Origin of the sequence: Kribbella sp. NBC_00359, assembly GCF_036097425.1 — a bacterium.
Lineage (GTDB): Bacteria > Actinomycetota > Actinomycetes > Propionibacteriales > Kribbellaceae > Kribbella.
In genome coordinates this window covers 173,276-195,491 of record NZ_CP107975.1, presented here as the reverse complement: position 1 = coordinate 195,491, position 22,216 = coordinate 173,276, and the positions used below count along the sequence as shown (strand labels likewise).

Below are 22,216 nucleotides of genomic sequence, written 5' to 3'. Positions count from 1 at the left end.
CACGGGGTGCTGTGGGTATGAGTTTCAGGCGGAACGGCCCAGTCTGCGCGGGCGGTCAGCCGCGGTCGACCGACGGAAGCGGCATCCGGCATCACGCCTGCCGGGTGAGGCCAGAGCAGCGACGGATCCGTCCCGCCCGTGGGAGAATCCGCCATGGTGGCCGACGGGTGGGTTACGGAGTACGTGCGCGTCGAGGGGAAGTCTGTCCACCTCAAGCGCAGTCTGGGTGGCAGCGGGGTGCCTCTCCTCCACATTCATGGCTTCGCCATCTCTGGCGCGTACCTGATGCCCACGGCACGAGCCGTTGCCGGCCGATGGCTCAACGTTCCGGCACGGCACCACCACGCTCTTTGCGGCCCTGGAGATCGCCACCGGCACGGTGACCGCAGCGGTCAAGCCCCGGCACCGCCACCAGGAGTTCCTGGCCTTCCTCAAGCAGGTCGCCAAGGCCTACCCCGACCACGGGGACGGCACCGAACTCCACCTGGTGATGGACAACTACGCCGCCCACAAGCGCCCCGAGATCCGTGCCTGGCTGGCAGCCAACCCGCGTATCCAGGCGCACTTCACCCCGACGTCCGGATCGTGGCTCAACCTGGTCGAGGTCTGGTTCGGCATCATCGAACGCCAGGCCATCCGCCGCGGCACCTTCAACTCCGTACGCGACCTCAACACCAAGATCCGGGCCTTCATCGACGGCTGGAACGACCGCTGCCACCCCTTCGTCTGGACCAAGACCGCCGACCAAATCCTCAGGAAAGCCAACCGTCAGACCACTTCAAACACGGACCACTAGTCGCCACTCGCTGTGATGGCACGAAGCCGATGGCTGGACGTTGATACCTGCTCGGAGGACGCATCCTCCGGGCAACCGCGAAATGGCCGCATCTGAGCATTTTTTACTCATGCTGCAGAGCGTGAATAGTTGTCTACTGACCAAGTTCGGGCCAGGAAACAGTCTCAACGTGAGTGGGTTGATCCGTTTGAATGGGTGGCGTGGACCGTGGTCAGTCGCGGCGCTGGTTGGAATGATCGTGGGCGGTCTGGCGCCGGCTAGCGCGAACACCAGCGGACAATCAGCCCCAGTTGTCAGGCCCGCGTCGGCGCAATCGCTCTCTGGAGGATCTTCCGCCATCCGACAGTCGGCCCCACGTCAGGCCGGTCTTTGGGGACTGGACCTACTCGATCAGCGGAACCGGCCGCTGACAGATGACACATACGTTTATCAGAATCCGGCCGGAGCCGGCGTGAATGTTTATGTCATCGATACAGGAATCACGAATAGCTCCGAGTTTACAGGGCGTGTAACGCTTGGCGTGAACACGGTGCCCTCCGAGTCGCCCGCCCACCCGGATGCGAGTGATTGTTTGACCGCTAATCACGGTACGCCAATCGCTGGATTGATCGGCGGCGACACTTATGGAGTGGCGAAGAATTCGAATCTTATTTCGGTGCGCGCATTCGACTGCAACCGTCACGCCGATCAGAGCGATATCACCAGCGCGTTTCAATGGGTCATCGATCATGCTGTCCGGCCGGCTGTGATCAGCTTCAGCCTCAATCGTCAATGTTTCAATGACGATGGCGTGCCGGAGGCCTGTCCGCGGGATGACGTACTGCAGGTCATCGCCAAGGAACAGCAGGCGATGGCAGCCGGCATACCGATTGTGGCGGGCGCTGGCGACCAGGGCATCGACGGATGCAGCAGCGCCGACTTCGCGCCTGGTGTCATCGCCGTCGGCTCAGTAAGCCGGGATGGTGACCCCAGGCCGCAGTCGAATTTCGGAAGCTGCGTGACTGTCTGGGCCCCTGGAGAGTTCGTGATGTCTGCGTCGCTTGATCCCGCCTCCACACAATTCTCTGGGACGGCGTTCGCTGCGGGATATGTGGCTGGCGCCGTGGCCGTCATGCTGGGCACAAGCCAGCTGGCAGGGGTGCCTCCGGCGCAACTCGCGGCGAGGGTGACCGACCAGCTCATTGCAAACGCCACTCTGACACAGGACGCGAAGGCGAATCGCCTGCTGTACATTCCACCAACGTTCGAGGGCTCATCGATCGCGCTCGCGAAGACCAGTACCGGGCAGTTGCGGGTGTTCGGTACGGATTCGAACGGGACCGTGTCGACCAATATCCAGGACGCGAAGAACTCCAGGACGTGGAGCGGCTGGACACATTCGACCAGCTCAAGCTCGGACACAGCCTTGCTGTCGCTTGGCGCGGACGCCAACTTCGACGGCCGAACGGAGGTCCTTGCGGCATCGACGGTGTCGAATGACGTCTGGCAGCGTCAGCAACTTCACAACGGACTCACGGGCTGGAGCCAACTCAGTGGACAAGTACAGTCCATCGCCGCCGCGCGGGAGCAAGACGGGCTGATGCAACTCGTGGGCGTGAACCGGCAAGGGCAGGCCTGGCACGCGACGCAAACGGCGCTGGGAGCGCCCACCTTCACCACGTGGCAGCAATTCAGCGCGAACGGCACACCGGCGCCGGCCTTCACGTCAATTGCTGAGGAAGCAGATAACCAAGGCATCGTCAACGTCTTCGCGGTAGACACGCACGGCCAGATCTGGACAGCACGGCAAGCGAGCGTCAATTCTGCCGCCTGGTTCTCCTTCGTCCCGTTTCCGACGTTACTCGGGCAACAGTTCGCCAGTGAGGTAGCGGTGGCGCGAGGAGGCAGCGGCAAGCTCGTCGTCTACGCCATCACAGGCAGCACCGTTCTATGGTCGAAGCAAACGGCACCGGGATCCACTTCCTGGGGAAACTGGGCAGGCCTGGTAGTGGACGCGACGCACATCGCCGCTGAGACGAACGATGACGGTTCGATCGTGCTGCTGACCGTCGCGGTTGGCGGCGCTGTCTCGAGCGTGTTCGAGACTGCGCCCGATACAGGGCTCTACACAACTGAGGCCGAAATGGCTGGGGCCACGCTTCGATCTTGATTTGGAGGCATCTACTCCCTTCGCCGCCGTGTGCCCAGCGGGAGCCCAGCCGGTTGGGATGAGGTGCTTCCAGGGCCAGTCCTGTGGGAGCCGAGTCGTCTTCGCCTCCCGGTGCGGATGATTCTCCGGCGACGGTGAGCAGGCGGAATCGGAGTCGTGTGGATTCCCATCGGCGGGCTGGTTCGTGCTCGTCGAAGGCCAGGGTCTGGGTCTGAGTCTAGGTTGAGCAGGTCGGCGGCCAGCGCGACGAGCTAGACCCAGATCCGGTTCTGGATGTAGCCGTGGAAGGGAAGATTTCGCAGCACGTCTTTCAGGCAGCGGGTGCGGTCCTCGCAGCGGGCGCGTTGGCGGTGCCGGACCTCGAGCGTGGCCACGGTCCAGCCCGGACTCTTGGCGCTCGTGGCAAAGCAGGTGATCCGCCAACCGTTGTGGTCGGTCAACCGTAGCTGCGCACCAGGGTGCGGGCATTCGAGTCGAGCGATGACCCGCGTTTGCTGGGGCCACCCGCTCGACCAACAGCGACCGCCCACTCACCGAGAAGCCGACCGAACCTCGCGGTGAACCCGGACCGACACTCAAAATCGCGGAGATCCCGGCCACCGATCAACACCCAGCGACATCAGAACTCACCAGCAAACGACACTCAAATTCACGGTCAAAGCCATCCGGGGTTTGGGCTTCAGTGGCTGCCAACTCGGGAGCCCGCGAGCCTTACCCTCCCGGCGGTGCGGGCCGACACCGCGGTCGGCATCCCGTTCCTCTCCGGCGTCGTGGCTGGGCGCTGCTGTCGTTGGCCGGGCGTACTCGCGGCGCGGGTCCGCAGGAGCGTCGGCGGTCTGCGGAATACTCGCGTGCGTGACCGCGCCCTCTGCCTCTCTCGACACGGCCCCACTCTGCAAGGCCCGCGGCGCGTTCTTCACCTCGGAGCCGCTGGCCCGGTACTTCACCGATTGGGCAGTCCGGTCCGTCGAAGACACGGTCCTAGAGCCGTCGTGTGGGGAGGCGGGCCGCTGACGGGCTTGGGCCCGGACCTGAGCCGTTGTCGGCACTCTGGCCGGTCGGCACGCCGACATCACCGTCGCCCACCGCCCGCTGGCCGACTACGCTCGCGCCGCCCACCTGCGCCGCGAGCAGGTGACCCAGTGAGCAGCGAGTGGGTTGTGGGAGATTTCCTCGAAGATCATGCGGTGACCGCACCCACGTCTACGCCCGGCTGGCCACCACCTCGCCGTGCACCAATGTGCTGCACGCAACTTGAAGCGAGTCGCGCCCAGGATTTTGGCGACTCGAGCGGCTACATCAAGTGATCTCATGGCTTCATGCTGCACACTGGGGTCCTACCCTAATGCGCAGGGGTCGCGATCCTCTGAGGCTCGTCTTGTGAAGAAGACTTGGCCTCGCCCGAAGCAGTCGACGGATGGACGTCCGATCCGTAGTCGGTCGCTCGGATCCGCCGCTGTCGGCAATAGCCTCGAACGAGACAACCAGCCATGTCACTGGATGACGCGTTCAGTACCGCAGCGCTCTGACGCGATGCTCCGTTTGAACCAGGCCGACGCCACCGTTGAGGCGTATGTGAAGGTCCGATGCAGGTCAGCCTCCGACCAAAGAGGTCTCGGCCTTGCATCTCGCACTGAGGGGACGGACCGTGATCGAGGTTGAGCCGACCGTCAACAGCCCGCACGGTGGAGATGCCATACAAGGCATCAAGGTCTTGCAAGTCCACATTAGGCTGCTAGGTCACCTGGACGTGCTGGTTGACGGTGAGTCGCTCGATGTCCGCGGCCTCCGCAGGCAAGCGATCCTCGCGGCGCTGGCTCTAAACGCCGGCGGTCCCATCAGCAGCGATCAACTGATTGACGTCGTCTGGCCTGGCAATCCACCGGCAACGGCCATCAACACCCTGCAAAGCCACATCTCTTATCTTCGCCGCATGATCCGCGTCCCGGGCGTCATACTCGCATCGTCGTCTGGGTACACCTTCGACCCGGCAAAAGTCTCGAGTGACCTCCGACTCGCGGAGGAACTGATCGGCGAAGCCGGGCGAGAGCGAACCGTAGAAGACCGCGCAGCGCTGCTCGCGACAGCACTCGAGATGTGGCGTGGGCGGCCTCTGAGCTACTTACGGAGTCTCCCCTGGTTTTGCGAGCGAGCCCAGAGCATCGATCAGGCGCATCACTCGGCCGCCAAGGCTGCTGCGGAGGCTCGGTTGGCACTGGGGGATCATGCTGCGCTCGTTCCGATACTGCTGGAGATGGTCACAGCCCATCCGTTCGATGAGGACCTCGCCGCACAATTGATCATCGCCCTGTATCGGGCCGGCCGCCAGGCAGAGGCCCTAGAAGTGTTTCGCCGAACCCGGGATACCTTATCCGAGGAGCTAGGTATCGATCCCGGTCATAACCTCCGCGAACTTGAGCGGGCGGTTCTCTCTCAGAGTCCGACTCTCAATTTACCGGCATCACGTCCCACTGGGTCGTGCGCTGACCGAAGTGCTCAACCAGTGACGCAGCTTCCGGCGGCGAACACGGTGACCCTTGGAAGACAGCGCGAGTTGGCTCGCCTGAGCGACCTAGCCACGCGCAGCCGCCGGCGCAGCACCCAGGTTCGCGGCGCAACGCGGCCAATTGTCCTCGCGGGGTTGCCCGGGGTTGGCAAGACGACCCTCGCATTAAGGTGGGCACATAATGCAACAGGACATTTTCCTGACGGACAGCTGTATGTCAATCTCTGGGATGACCGTCCACGATCTCCCGAGGACGCCCTGACGCAACTTCTTAGCGCCCTCGGAGTGACCGGCGATCAACTTCCGGTCGGCGTGGCGTCGATGTCCGGCCTCTACAGAAGCCTCCTCGTCGGTAGACGGATGCTGATCCTGCTCGACGATGCCCAGAGTGCCGATCAGATCCGGCCCTTGATTCCGTGCGCAACCGACTGCCTTGTGCTGATCACGAGCCGATCAGACCTCACGTCACTGGTTGTCACGGATGGCGCCGAATTGCTCCATGTCGAGCCGCTTCGTTCTGCCCATGGTCTTGCCCTTCTCGAACTCCGTCTCGGCGACTCGACAACCGAACGGGCCAAGGCTGCCGCGGAGAGGATCGTTGAGGCCTGTGGGGGTCTCCCGCTCGCGTTGGCGATCGCCGCCGGGCGCACGCAGTCGCTGGGCGCGGATCTGACGGCGACTGTGGCGCATACACAATCCTCGGGCGACCTGCTCAGCTTTCTGAACGGCGGCGACCTTGCAACGGATCTACGGAGCGTGTTCGAGCGGACCTTCATGGCACTCAACGCGAGGTCTTTGCGCCTGCTCCAGTTGCTCAGTGCGCGCACCTCAGGCTCTTTCACACTGTGCGACGCCGCTGCCATCAGCCAGTCGCCCGATCGAGAAGCATTCGCGATGGTTTGTGAACTCGCCGAGATGAATCTGGTCCAATCCACTAAGGTCGCCGACGTGTACGACATTCATCCGATCGTGCGGGTGTGTGCCTGCGAGCTCCAATCCGGCGTCACCGACTCACGATTTGTGGCCTAACTCCTCGACTCGCCTGGCCGGCGGGATGCCAAAGCGAGGCCCGGAAGGTCTTCCTTTAGGGCGCGCGGCGGGGCGCGCTGGCAGTTGTCAGGGTTGCGCCTGTCTCGACCTGCCGATCGCTCCGGCGAGGCCCATCGCGTGCCGACCAAGCTCCTTCGTCGGCGGCTCGGCTTCAGGTTTCGCTTCGACGCAGGAGCGATGTCCCCACTGGCGGTTGGCGGCCAATGTGCACCTTCGGTCCCGGCCTTCACCGGCTGGTGACCGAAGTGGGCAGGCGCCGTCGCGGCGCAGGACGATGACCATCAACTGCCAGTGCTCGCGGTACGACGTCGCCGACCGCGGCTGCAGTGGGGACTGCACACTCCCGCTCGGTCAGTCACTCCGAATCGCTGGCGTTGCTAGACAACGCTCAGCAGTCGGCGAACGGCGTTGTTCTGGTTGCGTTTTCAGGTGGCGCGCGAGTTCCAGGACTTGCGCATCCGTCAGCCAGGTCATGGAGCTCAACTCAGCGCTGGTCTCACGGTTGCCTGCCCGCCACCCCAAGGAGTTGGCGCGGTTGGCGCGCCGTGTTCTCCTCCGATTCCGCTGTCACAGTGGGCCGAGCAGAACGGCATCCCGCGGCGTACCGCGTACAACTGGGCGAAGAACGGCAAGCTTCCGGTGCCGTTTCACCGGACCATCACCGGCCGGGTCATGGTCCTGACCGACGACGAGGACCAGGACCAAGGGGACCGACTCCACCCGTTCAGCCAGCTGTACGCCGAGGCGCTGAACCTGCCCGGCGACCTTTACGACGGCGCCACCTACTGCTCGCCGGTGCTGGACGCGTGGGGACGCGACCTGTACGACTCGGTCGACCCCGACTTGCGGCCGCCGGCGTTGAACGTGGCGATCCCGGCGGCGTGCAACCGGCCGAAGCGGGACCTGTTCTTCCGGCTGGCCGACTGGCTCGGCCGGGTCGAGCCGGCGGCCTGGTACTCCGAGACCGGGTTCCTCAGGGCGCGTGGATGCTGCGCCACCGCCGGTCATCAAGGACGCCGACAGCTTCCTGCACGGCTGGCCGACGGTGCGCACTCGTTCGAGTGGCGTGAGAGCTGGACGACGTCGTGGAGGAGTACGCCGAGCAGAGCGCCGCGCGGTACGACGACGCCGAGCCCGCGGTCGAGACGCTGGCCGAGTTCGGACTGATCGCGCTCGACAATGCCGCCTTCGTGTGGCGGCGGGAATCCATGCGCAACGCCATCGAGCCACTGTCTCGGGAGCGTGACGAGGACCGGACCGTCAAGGTGCTCGGCCCGGATCGCGGCGACCTGTGGGACTTGAAGGCGCTGCTGAACGAGCGCAGGTACACGACCGTCCGGCCGACCTGGCTGCGGCCGGTCGACCAGGAGATCTGATGCCCGCCGCAGCACCGGCCCACCGGCTCAAGCTGTCCCGAGCTGCCGGCGCCCGGCTCCCCGCCGATGCCGTGTCGGTCGCCTGGCCGACCAAGTGGCACAACCGCACAAGCTCGCGCGGCGGTCGCAGCCCACAGAGACCGTGTCGAACGGGTTCGATCGCGGCCCGGCGGCCAGCTTGAACGCTTCCTCCGCCGGGGACCGGTAGCTGTCCTCCTTAGGAAGCGAGCGCCCCCGCCGTCGCGGCTTATCGCGACCACCTGTGCGAGCGCCGTGGGATTGCTGGTCGTGCCGCAAGTGGAGCACCGCCACTACTTTACGTCGCGGCAGTCCTCAGCGGCCCTGTGCGCCCTCGCGTTGGCCGCCCGATCGTGGCTTGCAGAGGGATCAGAACCAGTGGCCTCCTTGTCGTACCCATCGCGTCGGGGCTACGTGACTTCGCGGTCGCGACCCCTGCTACGATTCTGTAGTACGTAATACAGATTGACATACGAACTACGGGAGAATCATGGCGACGCTCACTCTCCGGGTCGACGATCCGATCCGTGACCAGCTTCAGGCGACGGCCGAAGGGAGGGGAATCAGCGTCAGCGACCTCTTGCGGTCGCTGATCGATGGATTGTTCGACCGCGACGACCGGGACGAGCCGCGGCCCCGCGTCGTCCCCGAAAGCATGACGCCAGTCGACCGCAAGCTGTTGGCGTTGCTGCACAAGATCCTCGCCCGCCTCGTCGAGGAGAAGACCGACGACGAGCGGCTCGGGTACGACGGGGACACGAAGTACCAGCTCGATCGGGCCCAGGTGCTCGAGGAGGGCTGGACCAAGGAGTACGACCTCGAGTTCTACGTCATGGAGCCGGAGCTCTCCCGCCGCGACTGCGGTCTGGTCATGGATCTCCTCGACATGTTCCGGATCCTGAAGTTCAGTGCCGAGAAGGTGGCGGGCGAGCTGTCGGGCGGCGAGCTCGGGATGTTGGAGTTCGGCGGCTTCGATCTGAACGACGGCGTCGAGAGCCGGCTACTCGAGTACGCCCGGTGGCTCGTGTCCGACAAGGAACGGTGGCAGGAGCAGGCTGAGGTCTTTTCGCGCGACAACGACCGGGGCCACTCGCACATGCCCCGACTGGGGTCGTACCGGCGGATGCTTGAGGCCTATGAGCCGATCTGGCGCGGCGTCGTTCGCCGCGGCGGTCGTACGGACTACCTGCTCACCGCCGACGAGCTGCGGCGGGTGGCCGCAGCGGCGGTCCACCCCAGCCGCCGGACCGAATGATGAATGAGCACGACCGGAGCCTGCGCGCCGAGGAGATCGTGGTCGACGAAGCCGACCTCGAGGGTGTGCTGTCGCACGGAGAGCACCTCTAGCCTGTGGGGATGGAATCCCTGATCGGTGTCGCAGTCGGTGCGCTCCTGACCGCACTGACAGCCTGGCTCAGCGATCGCCGGCAGTCGAAGCGCAGTGACCGAAAACAGTGGCATCAGCAGCGGCTCGCCGCGTACACGACCGCGTGGACCCGACTGAGCGACGTCGCCTTGGCGATGCAGGAGGTCGTCTCGAAGAACGGCAAGCCGCGACTACTAGCCCCCTTGGCGCCGATCCGTGTGCTGCAGCAGGCGGTTCCGATCCAAAGTGCGCTCCGGGAGGCCACTGAGGCTCTGACCGTGATCCGGTTCATCGGCAGCAAGGAGGTCATCGACGCGGCCGACCTGTGTGCCGACGTGATCGTCGATCGGGGCGACACCATCGGCACCGGCGACCCGACGCCTGACCAACTGAAGGCGCTCCTAAAGGAGGTGAACAAGCGACGCCACCACCTGGTCGACGCCGCTCGAATCGAACTCGACGTCGACCCGCCACCTTCCCGTGGGCGGCGCGGGCCGGTCCAGATGGGAAGTTCTGCCGAGCGGATCGCGTTGCGGGACTCCCCAGCGAGCGACCCAAGTGGCCGCACCCCGGAGCCGCGTTGAGCTGACACCGCGAGCGTGGCAGATCGAGGGCAAGATTGGCGGCATGACCACCCCAGACACGTCCGCTGTCGAGCGCGCGTTCGCTGTTGTCGCTGGGACCCAGGCCGACTTATATGATCGCCAGACCGCCCTCGAGGAGCACACCAGCGAGCTGAGCTATCAGCCGCGGCTGTTCGGCATGCACCTGCACAGGGCGGGGGAGCGTGTCGATCAGAAGCTGGTCCACCAGCTGTACTGGGAGCCCGTCGTTGTCGACGCGGGCCCTCGGGCGGCGATCGCTGACTGGTCATCGGCGGCACACCGATCCCGAGTTGGTGCTACCTGTGCTCCAGTGCCACCCCGCAGCGGTGACCTGGTCGACAACAACTCCCGGGAGCTGCTGCGGGTCAGCGTCTGTGGTGGTTTCGGCCAGTTGGCCGCTCAGAAGCGGTCCGTGCGATGACCGCTGGCTCCAGTATCGACCCTGCCCAGTTCTTGCACGAACACCTCGAGCAGGCCAATCCGGATCTGTTGCGCGAGCTGATGCAGGGCTTCATCAACACTTTGCTGTCTGTGGACGCCGACAGCGTATGCGGGGCTTCATGCGGCGCCCGCGACGAGACACGGACCAGTCGCCGTCACGGCGTCGGCACCGCGATCTGGACGCCCGCGTGGGGACGCGCGACGTCGCGGTCCCCAAGCTGCGTGAGGGCACCACCTACTTTCCCGAGTGGCTGCTGGAACGCCGACTGCGGGCCGAAGCGGTCCTGACCTCGGTGGTGGCGACGTCTTACCTGCTCGGGGCGTCCACGCGGCGGATGGACCGGTCGGTGCAGTCGCTGGGTATCACCGGGTTGTCGAGGAGTCAGGTGAGCGTGACGACTCGGGAGCTGGACGAGCCGGGAGCGGCCGCTGGACGAAGGCGCGCGTGCACGTTCCAGGCCGCCGACGCGTTGACGATACGCTGCACCAGGCGACCAGCGGCCTCAGTGGGACATTACTTTCAGGCAATGAACGCCGCATGACACGACTCCTCAAAGGCACTAGACGCGAGCCGCGATGTCGAGGAGCTGCACGGTGCCGGGCATGCGATGGCGACGTCCGCGAATGACCAATGCGGCATGAGTCTCGTGACTAGTGCCGCGCGTCGTTAGTTGATTTACGGTTGGTGTTTGGGACGATGAGGCATGGCGAATCGTCCTGCTGCTGCGTTGGTGTTGCGTGAGGGTGACGAGGAGGGGTTGGTTGCGTTGACGCGGGCGTCGAGTGTGCGGGCCGGCCGGGCACAGCGGGCCCGGATCGTGTTGCTGGCCTCGCAAGGGGTGTCGAACTCCAGGATCGCGGAGCTGGTCGGGGTGTCGCGGCCGACGGTGATCGGCTGGCGGGATCGCTATGGCGAGCGGGGGCTGGCTGGGCTGGACGACGAGCCGCGTGCGGGCCGGCCGCGCTCGGTCGATCATCGGGGCATCGTCGCGGCGACGTTGACGCCGCCGCCGAAGAAGTACGGCGTCACGCACTGGTCGTCGCGGCTGCTGGGGCGGCATCTGCGCATCGGGGACGCCACGGTGGCCCGGGCGTGGCGCGAGTTCGGGGTGCAGCCGTGGCGGTCGGAGTCGTTCCGGTTCTCCACCGACCCCGAACTGGTGGCCAAGGTCACCGACGTGGTCGGGCTGTACTTGGCGCCGCCTGACAACGCGGTCGTGTTGTGTGTGGACGAGAAGTCGCAGATCCAGGCACTGGACCGCACGGCCCCGATCCTGCCCTTGCAGCCCGGGCTGGCCGAACGCCGCTCCCACGACTACGTCCGGCACGGCACCACGACCCTGTTCGCCGCGCTCGAGATCGCCACCGGCCAGGTCACCGCGGCCTGCAAACCCAGGCACCGGCACCAGGAATTCCTCGCGTTCCTCAAGCAGGTCGCCCGCGCCCACCCCGACCGCGAACTGCACCTGGTCATGGACAACTACGCCGCCCACAAACACCCCCAGATCAAGGCCTGGCTGGCCGACAACCCCCGCGTCAGCGTCCACTTCACACCCACCCACGCGTCCTGGATGAACCTGGTCGAGGTCTGGTTCTCCATCATCGAACGCCAAGCCATCCACCGCGGCACCTTCCGATCCGTCAACGATCTCAACACCAAGATCCGGGCCTTCATCACCGGCTGGAACGACCGATCACACCCCTTCACCTGGACCAAAACCGCAGACCAGATCCTCACCAAAGCCAACCGTCAGAAGACCTCCGACGCGCGGCACTAGATGACTCGCTGCCTGCCGAGGCCGGACGGCCGTGCGAGAGGTTCTACTTCCCGGACCAGAAGGACCGCACCTGGGCGGAAACGGCAGCGCACTCGTAGGTCTCGACGAGGAGTCCGGATCGTCGACGGGATCGAGATAGCGAAGGCCGTAGAGGGAAAGTGTTCCCGATGACCGCAGTCTAGACGACGCCGACCTACTACGGCTCCCGACCGCGGTGCAAGCCGTCGCGCGAGGTCTCGGAAGAGCACTCCTGTCAACCTCTGCGAGCGGATTGGTTGCTCGGGTGGTCAACGACCATGACGTGGATGCGACGACCCAGTACGAGCTGTCGACGGACACCGTGAGCGTCGACATGCGACGGGTAGATTCGGCCGCCGACCGCGGCTCGCCACATCCGCGCCTGATAGTGAGATCCCTCGACCTCTACGACCACCTGACCGGCCCGTGTCGTCACGTCAAAACGACTACTTGTCAACTCGGGGTGTACAGAAATCAGTTGCTCGAACCAGGTTAGTTCGGCGATAAGGGACTGAGTGGCAACTGTCATGGGATACCTCACCAGGCTACGTAGTGCCTCCCAGGATCTCTGGTTCGCCTGATGTTGAACTGGAGCGGGCCTGGGGCGCCACCGTAGGCCGAGCTGCGCACACAGACCCCTCGCGACTTCGGTACCGCGAGGCGGCTGATTCGTGCGCTCGCAGTTGAATCCCGAGAGGCGGCTGCTGGAACCAAGGCTTCGCCTCGCGAGTGCGCAGGTTGTACGGCCTCGGTCCGGGACACTGGGACAACCGCGACGGCGCCTGCACAGTCAGAGGCTGAGTCCTCGTCTTCAGGTGGCCTCTTCGGGGCTGGCCCGTGAGCCCCGCGTGAGTGAAGGCCCGCCGCGGGTCACGAGTCGTAGCCCTCGGCTGCCCAAGTCCCGGAAGCAGCATGTGGCCTCTAGCGGAAGAGTGAATCAAGGATCTCCAGGTGCGTGACGCTGACGTGAAGGCGGCACGCCGGCGTCGTGATGCGGTGATGGGCTGCGTCAACGCCGACGTCCCGATCGATGTCTACATCCGAGTCGTCCCTCCGGGACACTGCACCGGCCTTTGTGCACGTCCGTGGTCCGATCCGGGACGGCGCTAGCTAGGTATCCGTTGGCAGGTTGGATCTAGGCTCCCGACCAGCGTCTTCGAGCACACGAGGCAACTCCTTACGACTCTTGATCTCTAGCTTTCGGAATGTGCTGCTGAGGTGTACCTCGACTGTCTTGACAGTTATGTACAAGCTCTGAGCGATGTCTCTGTTCGATAGACCGCTGGCGGCGAGATCCGCAACTCTTCGCTCGCCCGGAGTCAGGGACGCAGGCCCGGTTCGTCGGGCGGATGCGGCGCGAACGCCTAGCAGTCGAAGGGTATCGATGATTCTTTCCGTCAACGGAAGAGCACCGCACTGCCCGGCGAGATCAAGAGCTGACTGTAGATCCCTACGTGCCTCAGTGACGTGCTTAGCTCGCCGGTGCGCATCACCAAGCGCAAACAACGATTGGGAGAGCTCAAGATTCGCGGGCGTAGTTTCCAGGGCACTGGCAGACTCGGCCAATAGCGCCAGTTGGTTGTCACCACTCTCTGGAATCGCTGCCACGCGGCGGGCGACGCCTATGGCGCGCGGGGTCCCCCATTTTTCGGCGTGCGATGTATTTTCTCGCGCGATCTCCCGAGCTTCCTCGACCCGCCCCTTGCGATGCAGGCAGTACACCGCGACTCCTCGCCAGCCGACTATAACAGGATTCATCAGGCGAACGAGTGAACAGCTCTCGCCTGTCCTCATTGCTCTCAGCAGCGCCTGGTCGATGCCCCCTCGCGCGAGCAGGATTGCCGACTCGCCATCACTGTAGACGTAGTCAAGAAGACTCGGGGGCCAAAGACTCTTGACCCGCCGCAGGATCGTCTCGGCGTCGGCAAACCGACCACTCTCGACCAGCGCGCGGATTAGGACGTTCGCTGTGAATGCGGCGCCCGTCCTGCTGCCAGATGTGACCGTGATCTCCCACGCCGCGTACGCGTCGAAGATCGCCTCCTGGAGGTTTCCTTGGTCGCGCGTAACGATCGCGCGGTAGCACAAGGCCGCTGCCAGCACTCCGGCGGCTTGGCCGCTCCGCAGCGTTTCAATCGATCTGTCCAAGCGGGGCAACAGCTCGGGTGCATCGCAGAGCTCAAGGGTCGACCAGGCTGCCGCCAAGAGTGGTTCGGCGCCGGGTTCCGCGAGAAGCGCGTGGTCGCCGGTGGCATTCAGCGCCCGCGCGATTGCGGGCGGCCGCTCGCACGCGAATGCGTGGAGCAGGCCGACGGCAGCGTCGAGCATCCTACCGCCGACCGATGAGTCGGATGGAATCGTCAGCAGGTTGTCGATGTAGGCTTTGGTACCAAGGTCGACTGGAGTCATTGCCGACATCAAGACGGCGTCCGCTTGCAAGGCGCGCTTTGTGCCGATCGACTGGTCGGTGTCATCGGCAAGGTACTGAAGGGCCGTCTTCAGGCACTCGCCCGGGCCACTGTCCAAGAAGGCCACTGCTACCAGCGCAAGCTGAATCATCTCGCGGCGGCCAGGGTCTCGCTCGCCGGCGAGAGCCGAGGACAGATGTCGGCGGGCCGAGGCTGCATCGATGCCGGCCTCCATCATGCCCAGCTGGGTCAGCACTTTGACTCGCTCGGTGCCGAGCTCCTCATCAAGCAGTCTCCTGAGGTACGCGACAGCTCCTTCGACTGCCCCACGAGCGATGCAGGTCGCCGCCGCCGCAGAGAGTACCTCGGGAGCATTGATATCCAGAGCCAGGTTCGGCGGAACCCGAAGCAGATGAGTGGCTGCGATCTCAGTGTCGTAGGCGCGGAGCGCCATCCTGGCAGCATCTGTATGCATCCGCGCCCGGACTAACGGGCTAATGCCGTCATACACCGAGGCGCGTATGAGTGGGTGCGAGATGACAAACGTGCCTGGCGGTGCTGCAGGCGCGACAAGCTCGTTCGCTTGAAGTGCGTTCAGACCGTCGAGGGCAACTGGTACCCGGATGTGCGCGACCTGAGCGATCTGGTCGGGGCGAGCCTCGGTCCCGAGCACGGCGAGTGCCTGCATAGCCTGCCTCGCCTGTGGACTCAGACGTCTGAGTTGTAAGTCGACGTACTTTGCAACGCTCGGTATCGGCGCGTCATCGAGGGCAGTCAGAGATCCGAGCGCCTCGCGATTGCCTCCATTCTTGACGTGCTTGGCGAGCTCGTGTAGAAGCAGCGGATTGCCACGAGTGAGTTCATGACATCTGTAGACGAAGGACCGATCAGGCTCGTAACCCAGCACTTCTCGAAGTAGGTTGCCGATAGCATCGAGTGACAGAGGTCGGAGAGTTCTGACAGTGGTTTCGTGATTCTCGGCGATAGCGGACAGGATGTGCTCCGCCCGAGCGCTTCCGGAACGGGTGGCTGCAACGACCACTATCGGCAGTCCCTCGATCCGCGCAGACAGGTAGGCGAGGAACCGCAGGGAAGGAAGGTCGGCCCAGTGGAGGTCATCAGCTGCGATCAGCAGCGGACGGTCAACCGCGATGTCGCTGATGAGCCAGAACAGCGAATGCATCAGAGCATACTCGCTAGGCGCGGGGGGCACACGACGCTCGTTTGCTAACCCCGACAGATTGCTCCGGGCGAGGTCGGCTGCATCAGATGATCCGGTGCGCGCTGTCAGCAAGGACTGCCGTAGGCGGAGCATCTGATGCACCATCCCCCACGCGAGGCCCTGTTCAAGATCCATTCCACGTGCTGATAACACGATGAAGCCAAGGGTTAACGCCGCGTCCATCGCCTCGCGGAGCATGCTGGTCTTCCCGATGCCAGGTGGTCCATCGAACAGCACGAATCCGCCGCCGCCCGCGCTCGCCGCACGCTTGATTGCTGACTCAACTAGCCTAGCTTCGTCGGCACGCTCGACGAGCGAAGGTTCACTTGCCATGCCATCACGCCCCTCAGGCCTCCGCCCCGGCCTGCCGCCCAATCCGGCGGGCATCAACGTTCTTGATGCTAGGTTCCCCGAGGCTGTCGGTAAAGCTTCAACCCGTTAAGGTGCTCACGGCATCTACCTTGCCTGCCTGATGAACCTCTCGACTGCCCCGCGAGATGCTCCTCCCATCCCGTCCGTCCAGTCCTGTCCGTCGAGCCCCGTCGATCGCATGTTTGTGCAGGGAGACACTGGACTAGCCCGCGACCTGTAGCTCGCTGCAGCGCAAACCTCCTGCCTCGCTGGCTATCGGCAGCTTTGGCGGGGTGCGTCCCCTGAAGCGTAAGTCGGGGCCTGCTCGCGCGGGTGACCACGTGTGAGAAGGCCATCGTGTGAGGGGCAGCGAGACCACGTCAACGATGGCTCTGGATCAGTCTGCCCTGTTCGATGTACTCGACGCGCTCAGGGGGTGGTGATGTCGAGGAACGGATCCGGCAAGCGGCCGAACGATGTATCAGGCAGATTGAGACCGAGCTGACCGCGGTGATCGGTACCGCGCCGCGCGAACGCACGACCGAGCGGGCCGCGCAAATCAACGGGCACCGCGCCAGAACGCTCACGATCACGGCCTGGGACCTGGAACTGCGGATCCCCAAGCTGCGCACAGGGTCGTTCTTCCCGACGTTGCTGGAACGGTGCCGGCGGGTCGATCAGCCGCTGGTCGCGGTGATCGTGGAGGCCTACCGGCACGGCACCTCGACCGTACGGTAGACGACCTGGTCAAAGCGCTCGGCGCGGACTCGTGGATCTCCAAGTCCGAGGTGTCACGGATCTGCGCCGAGCTCGAGGTCGACGCGTTCAGGGTCCGGTCGCTGGCCGACCAGCCGGTCCGGTACGTGTTCCTGCGCCACAGGCCCGCGTCGAGTACCTCGAGCAGGGCAGACTGATCCAGAGCCATCGTGTGAAGTGTCCTTTCGCGAGAACCATCGGCGTGGTCTCGCTGATCCTCACACGATGGCCTTCTCACCCGTGGTCACCCACGCGAGCAGGCCCCCGACTTACACCACCTCAGGGGACGCTCCCCGCTGCGCGTTCCATTGGCCCGCTTGGACTCTGCAGGACAAACGCGATCTCATCGGTCAATGGTCGGGCGGTATCCCGTGGCTGGCTCTGAGCAAGGTTCGCTCTGGTCGCCTCGGCTGGTTTGGTGTTCGCTGGCGCGGGCTGCCCACAGGCGGAGCCGAGGGATTCTCAACTTCGGAGGAGCGTGGTTCGCTTGCTGAAGCGAAGCAGGAAATGGTTGATTCTCGCGCTGGTGGGTGCGTCGCTGGGTAGTCACACCTTCGCGATGGCAAAGGAGGGAGCGACGTCTGGCGCTACCTCGGTACAGGGCGATCAGGCACAGAGTAGCAGTGTATTGTCGGCCGGTGTCGAAGATTCAACGCCGCCAAGCATGCCTCCTAACGTGTTCTGGGGCCTCGATCGGATCGACCAGCGATCGCTCCCGACGGACGGCAAGTATCGCCGTAAGGAGCGGCCGGGATTCGGCGCGCATGTGTATGTGATCGACAGCGGGATCAACCCGAACGATCCTGACCTGACTGCTCGTCTGCTCCTCGGGCCGAACGAGGTTTCGACGGAGACGCCGCCGCGGTCCGACTCCAGTGAATGCCCGAGTGCCAATCATGGTACGCCGGTCGCCGGTCTGATTGGGGGTGACACGATGGGAGTTGCAAAGGAAGCGGTACTGGTATCTGTTCGGGCGTTCGACTGCCTGCGTGAAGGTCAGGCAGATGATATCGTCAGCGCTTTTCAATGGGTCATCCAAAATGCACAGAAGCCGGCGGTGGTAAGTTTCAGTCTCAAATGCACGAACCAGTCGTGCCCCGCTGATGATTTGCAGGACATCATCGACGCCGAGGGTCGTACCATCGCTGCGGGCATTCCGGTCGTCACGGGTGCGGGGGATCAGGGCATCGATGCGTGCACCACTCCCGTCTGGGCGCCTGGGACTATCGTTGTGGGCGCGCTGGCGAGTGACGACGAGGTTTTGGCGCAGTCCAATTCAGGAACTTGCGTCAATATTTGGGCTCCCGGCGACAGACTGATATCCGGGACCATTGACCCCAATGGCAACAGGTCGTTCACCGGTACCGCCTATGCGGCCGCTCTGGTGACCGGCGAGGTCGCAGACTTGCTGACCGACGTCAAGTATGCCTCGGTTCCGGCTGCCCAGATTGCCGCCCATGTCGCGGCCGAGCTCGACAGCAACGCCACGCTCGGTTCGACCCTCGGGCCTGTCGGGTCTGCGCCGAGCAAGCTGTTGTTTGTCCCGCCCGCAAGGGAGGGTTCTTCGATTGCGGTGGCGAAGAGCAGCACTGGAACTTTGCAGGCTCTCGGAACAGACGTGAGCGGGGATATGTTCATCAATGCCCAAAGCGTTCCGAACGGCACAGGGTGGAACGGGTGGACCCAGTTTCATGATGCTGAGTGGTTGTCGACCGCGGCAGGTGCTCTGGCTGATGGTCGGATGCATCTGCTTGGTCTGACAGCCAATACACATGAACTGTGGCAACGTAGGCAGTTGACGCTCGGCAGTCCAGGCTTGACTGGATTCTCCCAGATTCCTGGCCACTTCCTGTCCGTCGCCGTGGCGCGTGAGGCCGACGGGTTGGAGCAGTTGATCGGCGTCGACGAGGATGGTGTGGTCCAGCATGCCGGCCAGACCGCTCAGAATGCCACGACCTACACGCCGTGGCTGCCGTTCACCGGTCTTGACGGCGCGCACTTGCCTGCCTTTGCTTCGGTCGCTGCTAAGGCTGACAGCAACGGTATTGTCCATGTTTTCGCGGTAGATACGCACGGGCGAATCTGGATGAGCCGCCAGGCGGTCGCGAACTCAGGATGGTTCTCGCTGGTCCCCTTTGCGGTGGAGAAGCCGCACGATCAAATGGCGAACGAGTTGCTCGCAACTGAGATTGCGGTCACCCGCGACAGCACGGGAAGACTCGATGTGATCGCAGCGTCCCCGCACGGACTGCTGCACAATCTGCAGACATCGCCGGGTATCTCGACATGGACTGGCGGATGGAGAAGCCTCAGCAGCGTCGCGCAGAACGTCCAGCACCTGGCCGCCGAAACTATGGACAATGGTGCCATCGCCGTTCTGTGGGTTGACATCAACGGCTCGGTCAGCCAGGTAAACCAAAGCGCCCCCGGTTCCGAGTTCTGGGGCGATCGCTTCTCGATCCCCGGACGGGATCTCCGTCCCTAGCGCCACTCTGAGATCGGCCTCCTCTGTCGTCATCAAAGTGATACGCAGGGGTTCGTGACGGAAATGCACAGGAGGTAGGCGACGGCGCTCGCCCCTGGCCTCTCCGCTCTGGTTGTATCCAAGCCCCGGAGCGTATTCCGGGGACGAGCGTCAGTCGGCTTTGATGTCAGAGGCATCTCACACCGATCGTCGAACACGGAGCGCCGGGGACTGGCGAGAGCAGGTTTGCGATCTCCGACAAAACATGTGCGCGGCCCGTCCGGTTCTGCAGTTGGCTGGGTTGAATTTCGGCCGCGGACCGGGGTACAAGCTCAGAACCGCTGCCGAGAGGGATGAAAGCGATGGCGAGAACTGTGGGCTGCGACAGTGGTCCGAGCGGTTCGCCGGCGTCCCACTCCCCATACGACAAGATGGAATCCGCCGGGAGTGCAGGACGAGACCCCAACACGGCATGCGCCGCTCGGCTGCACGGCTCATCTCGCCGTCAGTCCCGCACGAAACTCTGCACGGCTGAATCGGCATACCCCACTGTCCTCGCCGCGCGAGTCCAAACCCCTGCGCCGAGGACAGCGTCCGAAACGAGGCGGGCCCGTCGTTCCGGAAGACGGAGTTCCGCTTCCGGCATGTGCGAGGAGGGCAATCGACACGTGTGAGCTCCTGCCGCCCCCTCCATCACGACCGAGCAGGCCCGACTTCTGCGTCGTGTGCACATGATTCGGCCACCGTGCGTCTGGTATGGCCTGATCGAGGGCTGCTGACCGGGGTGCCGGGGCATGAGTAGGGCTGCTCATGCCCCGGCGGGCGTCTCGCTCTGGGCGCCGTCGACACAGATCAACGCCGAACCGCTGCTTCGGATAACTCGGAGGCCACGATCTCTAGGACTGAGCTCGCCGTGTCGTTCACCAGAGGTGCGCAGGTGCTGATGCTCTCGGATCCGAAGTTCGCGAACGCGAGCCTGACTGACTTGCGATTTGAGCTGCTGAACCAGCGGTCAACCAAGGGCATCATCAAGGGCCTCGACAGCGCGTCTCCGAACAATCTCTTGTACACGAAGCCGCCGGGAAGCCAGACGGCCGTCAACTCGAGCACCTGGACGTCATGGTCGCAGCTGGACAGTCGGACAGCCTAGTGGTCCGTGTTTGAAGTGGTCTGACGGTTGGCTTTCCTGAGGATTTGGTCGGCGGTCTTGGTCCAGACGAAGGGGTGGCAGCGGTCGTTCCAGCCGTCGATGAAGGCCCGGATCTTGGTGTTGAGGTCGCGTACGGAGTTGAAGGTGCCGCGGCGGATGGCCTGGCGTTCGATGATGCCGAACCAGACCTCGACCAGGTTGAGCCACGATCCGGACGTCGGGGTGAAGTGCGCCTGGATACGCGGGTTGGCTGCCAGCCAGGCACGGATCTCGGGGCGCTTGTGGGCGGCGTAGTTGTCCATCACCAGGTGGAGTTCGGTGCCGTCCCCGTGGTCGGGGTAGGCCTTGGCGACCTGCTTGAGGAAGGCCAGGAACTCCTGGTGGCGGTGCCGGGGCTTGACCGCTGCGGTCACCGTGCCGGTGGCGATCTCCAGGGCCGCAAAGAGCGTGGTGGTGCCGTGCCGGACGTAGTCATGGGTGCGCCGCTCGGCCAGCCCGGGTTGCATCGGCAGCGTCGGCTGGGTCCGGTCCAACGCCTGGACCTGCGACTTCTCGTCCACACACAAAACGATCGCGTTCTCCGGCGGCGCCAGATACAACCCGACCACATCGGTGACCTTGGCGACCAGTTCGGGATCGGTAGAGAACTTGAACGTCTCCACCCGCCACGGCTGCACCCCGTAATCGCGCCAGGCCTTGGCCACCGTGCCATTACTCACTCCCAGACGAGCGGCCATCAGCCGGCTCGACCAGTGCGTCACCCCCAGCCGCTTCGGTGGCGGCTTCAGCGTCTCCGCCACGATCTTGCGATGGTCGACCACCCGCGGCCGCCCCGAACGCGGCGCATCATCCAACCCGCCCAGCCCCCGCTCGGCGTACCGCTCCCGCCAGCCGATCACCGTCGGCCGCGAAACCCCCACCCGCTCCGCGATCGCCGTATTCGCCTCACCGTCGGCCGCCAGCAGCACGATCCGCGCCCGCTGCGCCAGACCCGCCCGGCCCGACGACGACCGAGCCATCCGCAACAACCGCTCCCGATCACCCTCACGAAGAACCAGCGCAGCAGCAGGTCGATTCGCCATACCCCATCCTGACGCACACCAACCGTAAATCAACTAACTACACGCGACACTAGGTATCGCCGCGGTGAGTCTGAAGCTTCTGACCGGCGGCCGCATGGTGATGCTCGGCTCGAACCCGAACGGTCAGAGCTTCTACCGGTCCCAGACTGCTCGAATGCGACTCCGTGGAGTCAATGGGTTGCGCTGCCGTTCAGCGGGTCGGTGCGTTCGATCACTGCGGAGTCGAACTCGGATGGCCGGATCGAGGGTTCGCGTCCGACACCGATGGCCAGGTATGGCGATCCGAGCAAATCTCGACCGACGGTGTCGCGTGGTCGACGCCCGCAATGATTCCCGGTGTCAGCTCGGTGCATATGGTCGCGGCCAGCCGGCATCATGATGGACGCGTGGATCTGTTCGCGATCGGTGACGGTGGTGTCTTGAGCCACATCGTGCAGACTTCTGCGGGGTCCGCGTCATACACCGTACCTGTGCATGTGAGCGGTGCCGACCTGACATCGATCAGTGCGTCAGTCAACAACTCCGGCGCGATCGACCTCGTCGCAGTTGACCTGAAAGGCGTCGTACTGGAGAGCGTCGAGACTACGCCGGACGCGAACACCTGGCCTGCGTTTACGCAGATCGATCCGCCCGGCACCGTCGTGTCGTAGTTCCGGTGCCCGACGATCAGGCTTGTGACG

16 protein-coding genes and 3 pseudogenes are annotated in these 22,216 nt (G+C 64.4%); 16 read left to right on the top strand and 3 right to left on the bottom strand.

Annotation, left to right across the window (positions count from 1 at the left end; all coding sequences use genetic code 11):
- Positions 1-304 precede the first annotated feature (304 nt).
- Both OG876_RS00795 and OG876_RS00790 read left to right on the top strand, forming a co-directional pair.
- Positions 305-796, top strand: a complete 492-nt coding sequence (locus OG876_RS00795) for an IS630 family transposase (protein ID WP_442914079.1) — start codon at positions 305-307, stop codon at positions 794-796.
- 451 nt (positions 797-1,247) lie between these two features.
- On the top strand, positions 1,248-2,945 hold the full coding sequence (locus tag OG876_RS00790) for a hypothetical protein (RefSeq protein WP_328522784.1): 1,698 nt from the start codon (positions 1,248-1,250) through the stop codon (positions 2,943-2,945).
- A gap of 45 nt (positions 2,946-2,990) precedes the next feature.
- Here the strand turns inward: OG876_RS00790 and OG876_RS00785 are convergent.
- Positions 2,991-3,451: pseudogene (locus tag OG876_RS00785) on the bottom strand (transposase); the annotation flags it as partial.
- 349 nt (positions 3,452-3,800) lie between these two features.
- Here OG876_RS00785 and OG876_RS00780 point away from each other — a divergent pair.
- From OG876_RS00780 to OG876_RS00735, 10 genes and pseudogenes are all read left to right on the top strand, one after another.
- Positions 3,801-3,959 carry a hypothetical protein gene (locus tag OG876_RS00780; protein ID WP_328522783.1) on the top strand — a complete coding sequence of 53 codons (159 nt, stop codon included), beginning with the start codon at positions 3,801-3,803 and terminating at the stop codon, positions 3,957-3,959.
- A gap of 634 nt (positions 3,960-4,593) precedes the next feature.
- The gene (locus tag OG876_RS00775; protein WP_328522782.1) at positions 4,594-6,480 is read left to right on the top strand and encodes an AfsR/SARP family transcriptional regulator; all 1,887 of its coding nucleotides are present in this window, start codon (positions 4,594-4,596) and stop codon (positions 6,478-6,480) included.
- A 450-nt stretch (positions 6,481-6,930) separates the two neighbouring features.
- A complete protein-coding gene (locus OG876_RS00770; RefSeq protein WP_328522781.1) occupies positions 6,931-7,668 on the top strand; it encodes a hypothetical protein in 738 nt (245 codons plus the stop codon).
- Positions 7,587-7,877, top strand: a complete 291-nt coding sequence (locus OG876_RS00765; protein WP_328522780.1) for a hypothetical protein — start codon at positions 7,587-7,589, stop codon at positions 7,875-7,877. Before OG876_RS00770 ends, OG876_RS00765 begins: the two co-directional genes overlap by 82 nt.
- Positions 7,878-8,385: 508 nt before the next feature.
- Entirely contained in the window at positions 8,386-9,150 is a 765-nt protein-coding gene (locus tag OG876_RS00760) for a YfbU family protein (protein ID WP_328522779.1), read from the top strand.
- A gap of 101 nt (positions 9,151-9,251) precedes the next feature.
- Positions 9,252-9,845: a hypothetical protein gene (locus tag OG876_RS00755; RefSeq protein WP_328522778.1), complete on the top strand. Its 594-nt coding sequence runs from the start codon at positions 9,252-9,254 to the stop codon at positions 9,843-9,845.
- A 43-nt stretch (positions 9,846-9,888) separates the two neighbouring features.
- Positions 9,889-10,287, top strand: a complete 399-nt coding sequence (locus OG876_RS00750; protein WP_328522777.1) for a hypothetical protein — start codon at positions 9,889-9,891, stop codon at positions 10,285-10,287.
- Positions 10,284-10,789, top strand: a pseudogene (locus OG876_RS00745) (transposase); the annotation flags it as partial. The gene OG876_RS00750 and the pseudogene OG876_RS00745, both read left to right, overlap by 4 nt.
- A 222-nt stretch (positions 10,790-11,011) precedes the next feature.
- Entirely contained in the window at positions 11,012-12,085 is a 1,074-nt protein-coding gene (locus tag OG876_RS00740; RefSeq protein WP_328522776.1) for an IS630 family transposase, read from the top strand.
- A gap of 969 nt (positions 12,086-13,054) precedes the next feature.
- Positions 13,055-13,213 carry a hypothetical protein gene (locus OG876_RS00735; protein WP_328522775.1) on the top strand — a complete coding sequence of 53 codons (159 nt, stop codon included), beginning with the start codon at positions 13,055-13,057 and terminating at the stop codon, positions 13,211-13,213.
- Here the strand turns inward: OG876_RS00735 and OG876_RS00730 are convergent, their stop codons facing one another.
- Positions 13,214-16,066 (bottom strand): helix-turn-helix transcriptional regulator, encoded by a 2,853-nt coding sequence (locus OG876_RS00730; protein ID WP_328522774.1) that lies wholly within the window; start codon positions 16,064-16,066, stop codon positions 13,214-13,216. It abuts the gene before it with no gap.
- 404 nt (positions 16,067-16,470) lie between these two features.
- Between OG876_RS00730 and OG876_RS00725 the strand changes: the two are divergent.
- The 3 genes and pseudogenes from OG876_RS00725 to OG876_RS00715 form a co-directional block, all read left to right on the top strand.
- A pseudogene (locus OG876_RS00725) lies at positions 16,471-16,956 on the top strand (transposase); the annotation flags it as partial.
- Between the two features lie 395 nt (positions 16,957-17,351).
- Entirely contained in the window at positions 17,352-19,325 is a 1,974-nt protein-coding gene (locus OG876_RS00720) for a S8 family serine peptidase (RefSeq protein ID WP_328522773.1), read from the top strand.
- A 916-nt stretch (positions 19,326-20,241) separates the two neighbouring features.
- The gene (locus OG876_RS00715) at positions 20,242-20,454 is read left to right on the top strand and encodes a hypothetical protein (protein ID WP_328522772.1); all 213 of its coding nucleotides are present in this window, start codon (positions 20,242-20,244) and stop codon (positions 20,452-20,454) included.
- Here OG876_RS00715 and OG876_RS00710 read toward each other — a convergent pair.
- Entirely contained in the window at positions 20,451-21,536 is a 1,086-nt protein-coding gene (locus OG876_RS00710) for an IS630 family transposase (RefSeq protein WP_442914071.1), read from the bottom strand. The two genes, OG876_RS00715 and OG876_RS00710, sit on opposite strands and share 4 nt — an antisense overlap.
- Positions 21,537-21,922: 386 nt before the next feature.
- Here OG876_RS00710 and OG876_RS00705 point away from each other — a divergent pair, with 386 nt between their 5' ends.
- Positions 21,923-22,186 (top strand): hypothetical protein, encoded by a 264-nt coding sequence (locus tag OG876_RS00705; protein ID WP_328522771.1) that lies wholly within the window; start codon positions 21,923-21,925, stop codon positions 22,184-22,186.
- Positions 22,187-22,216: the final 30 nt, after the last annotated feature.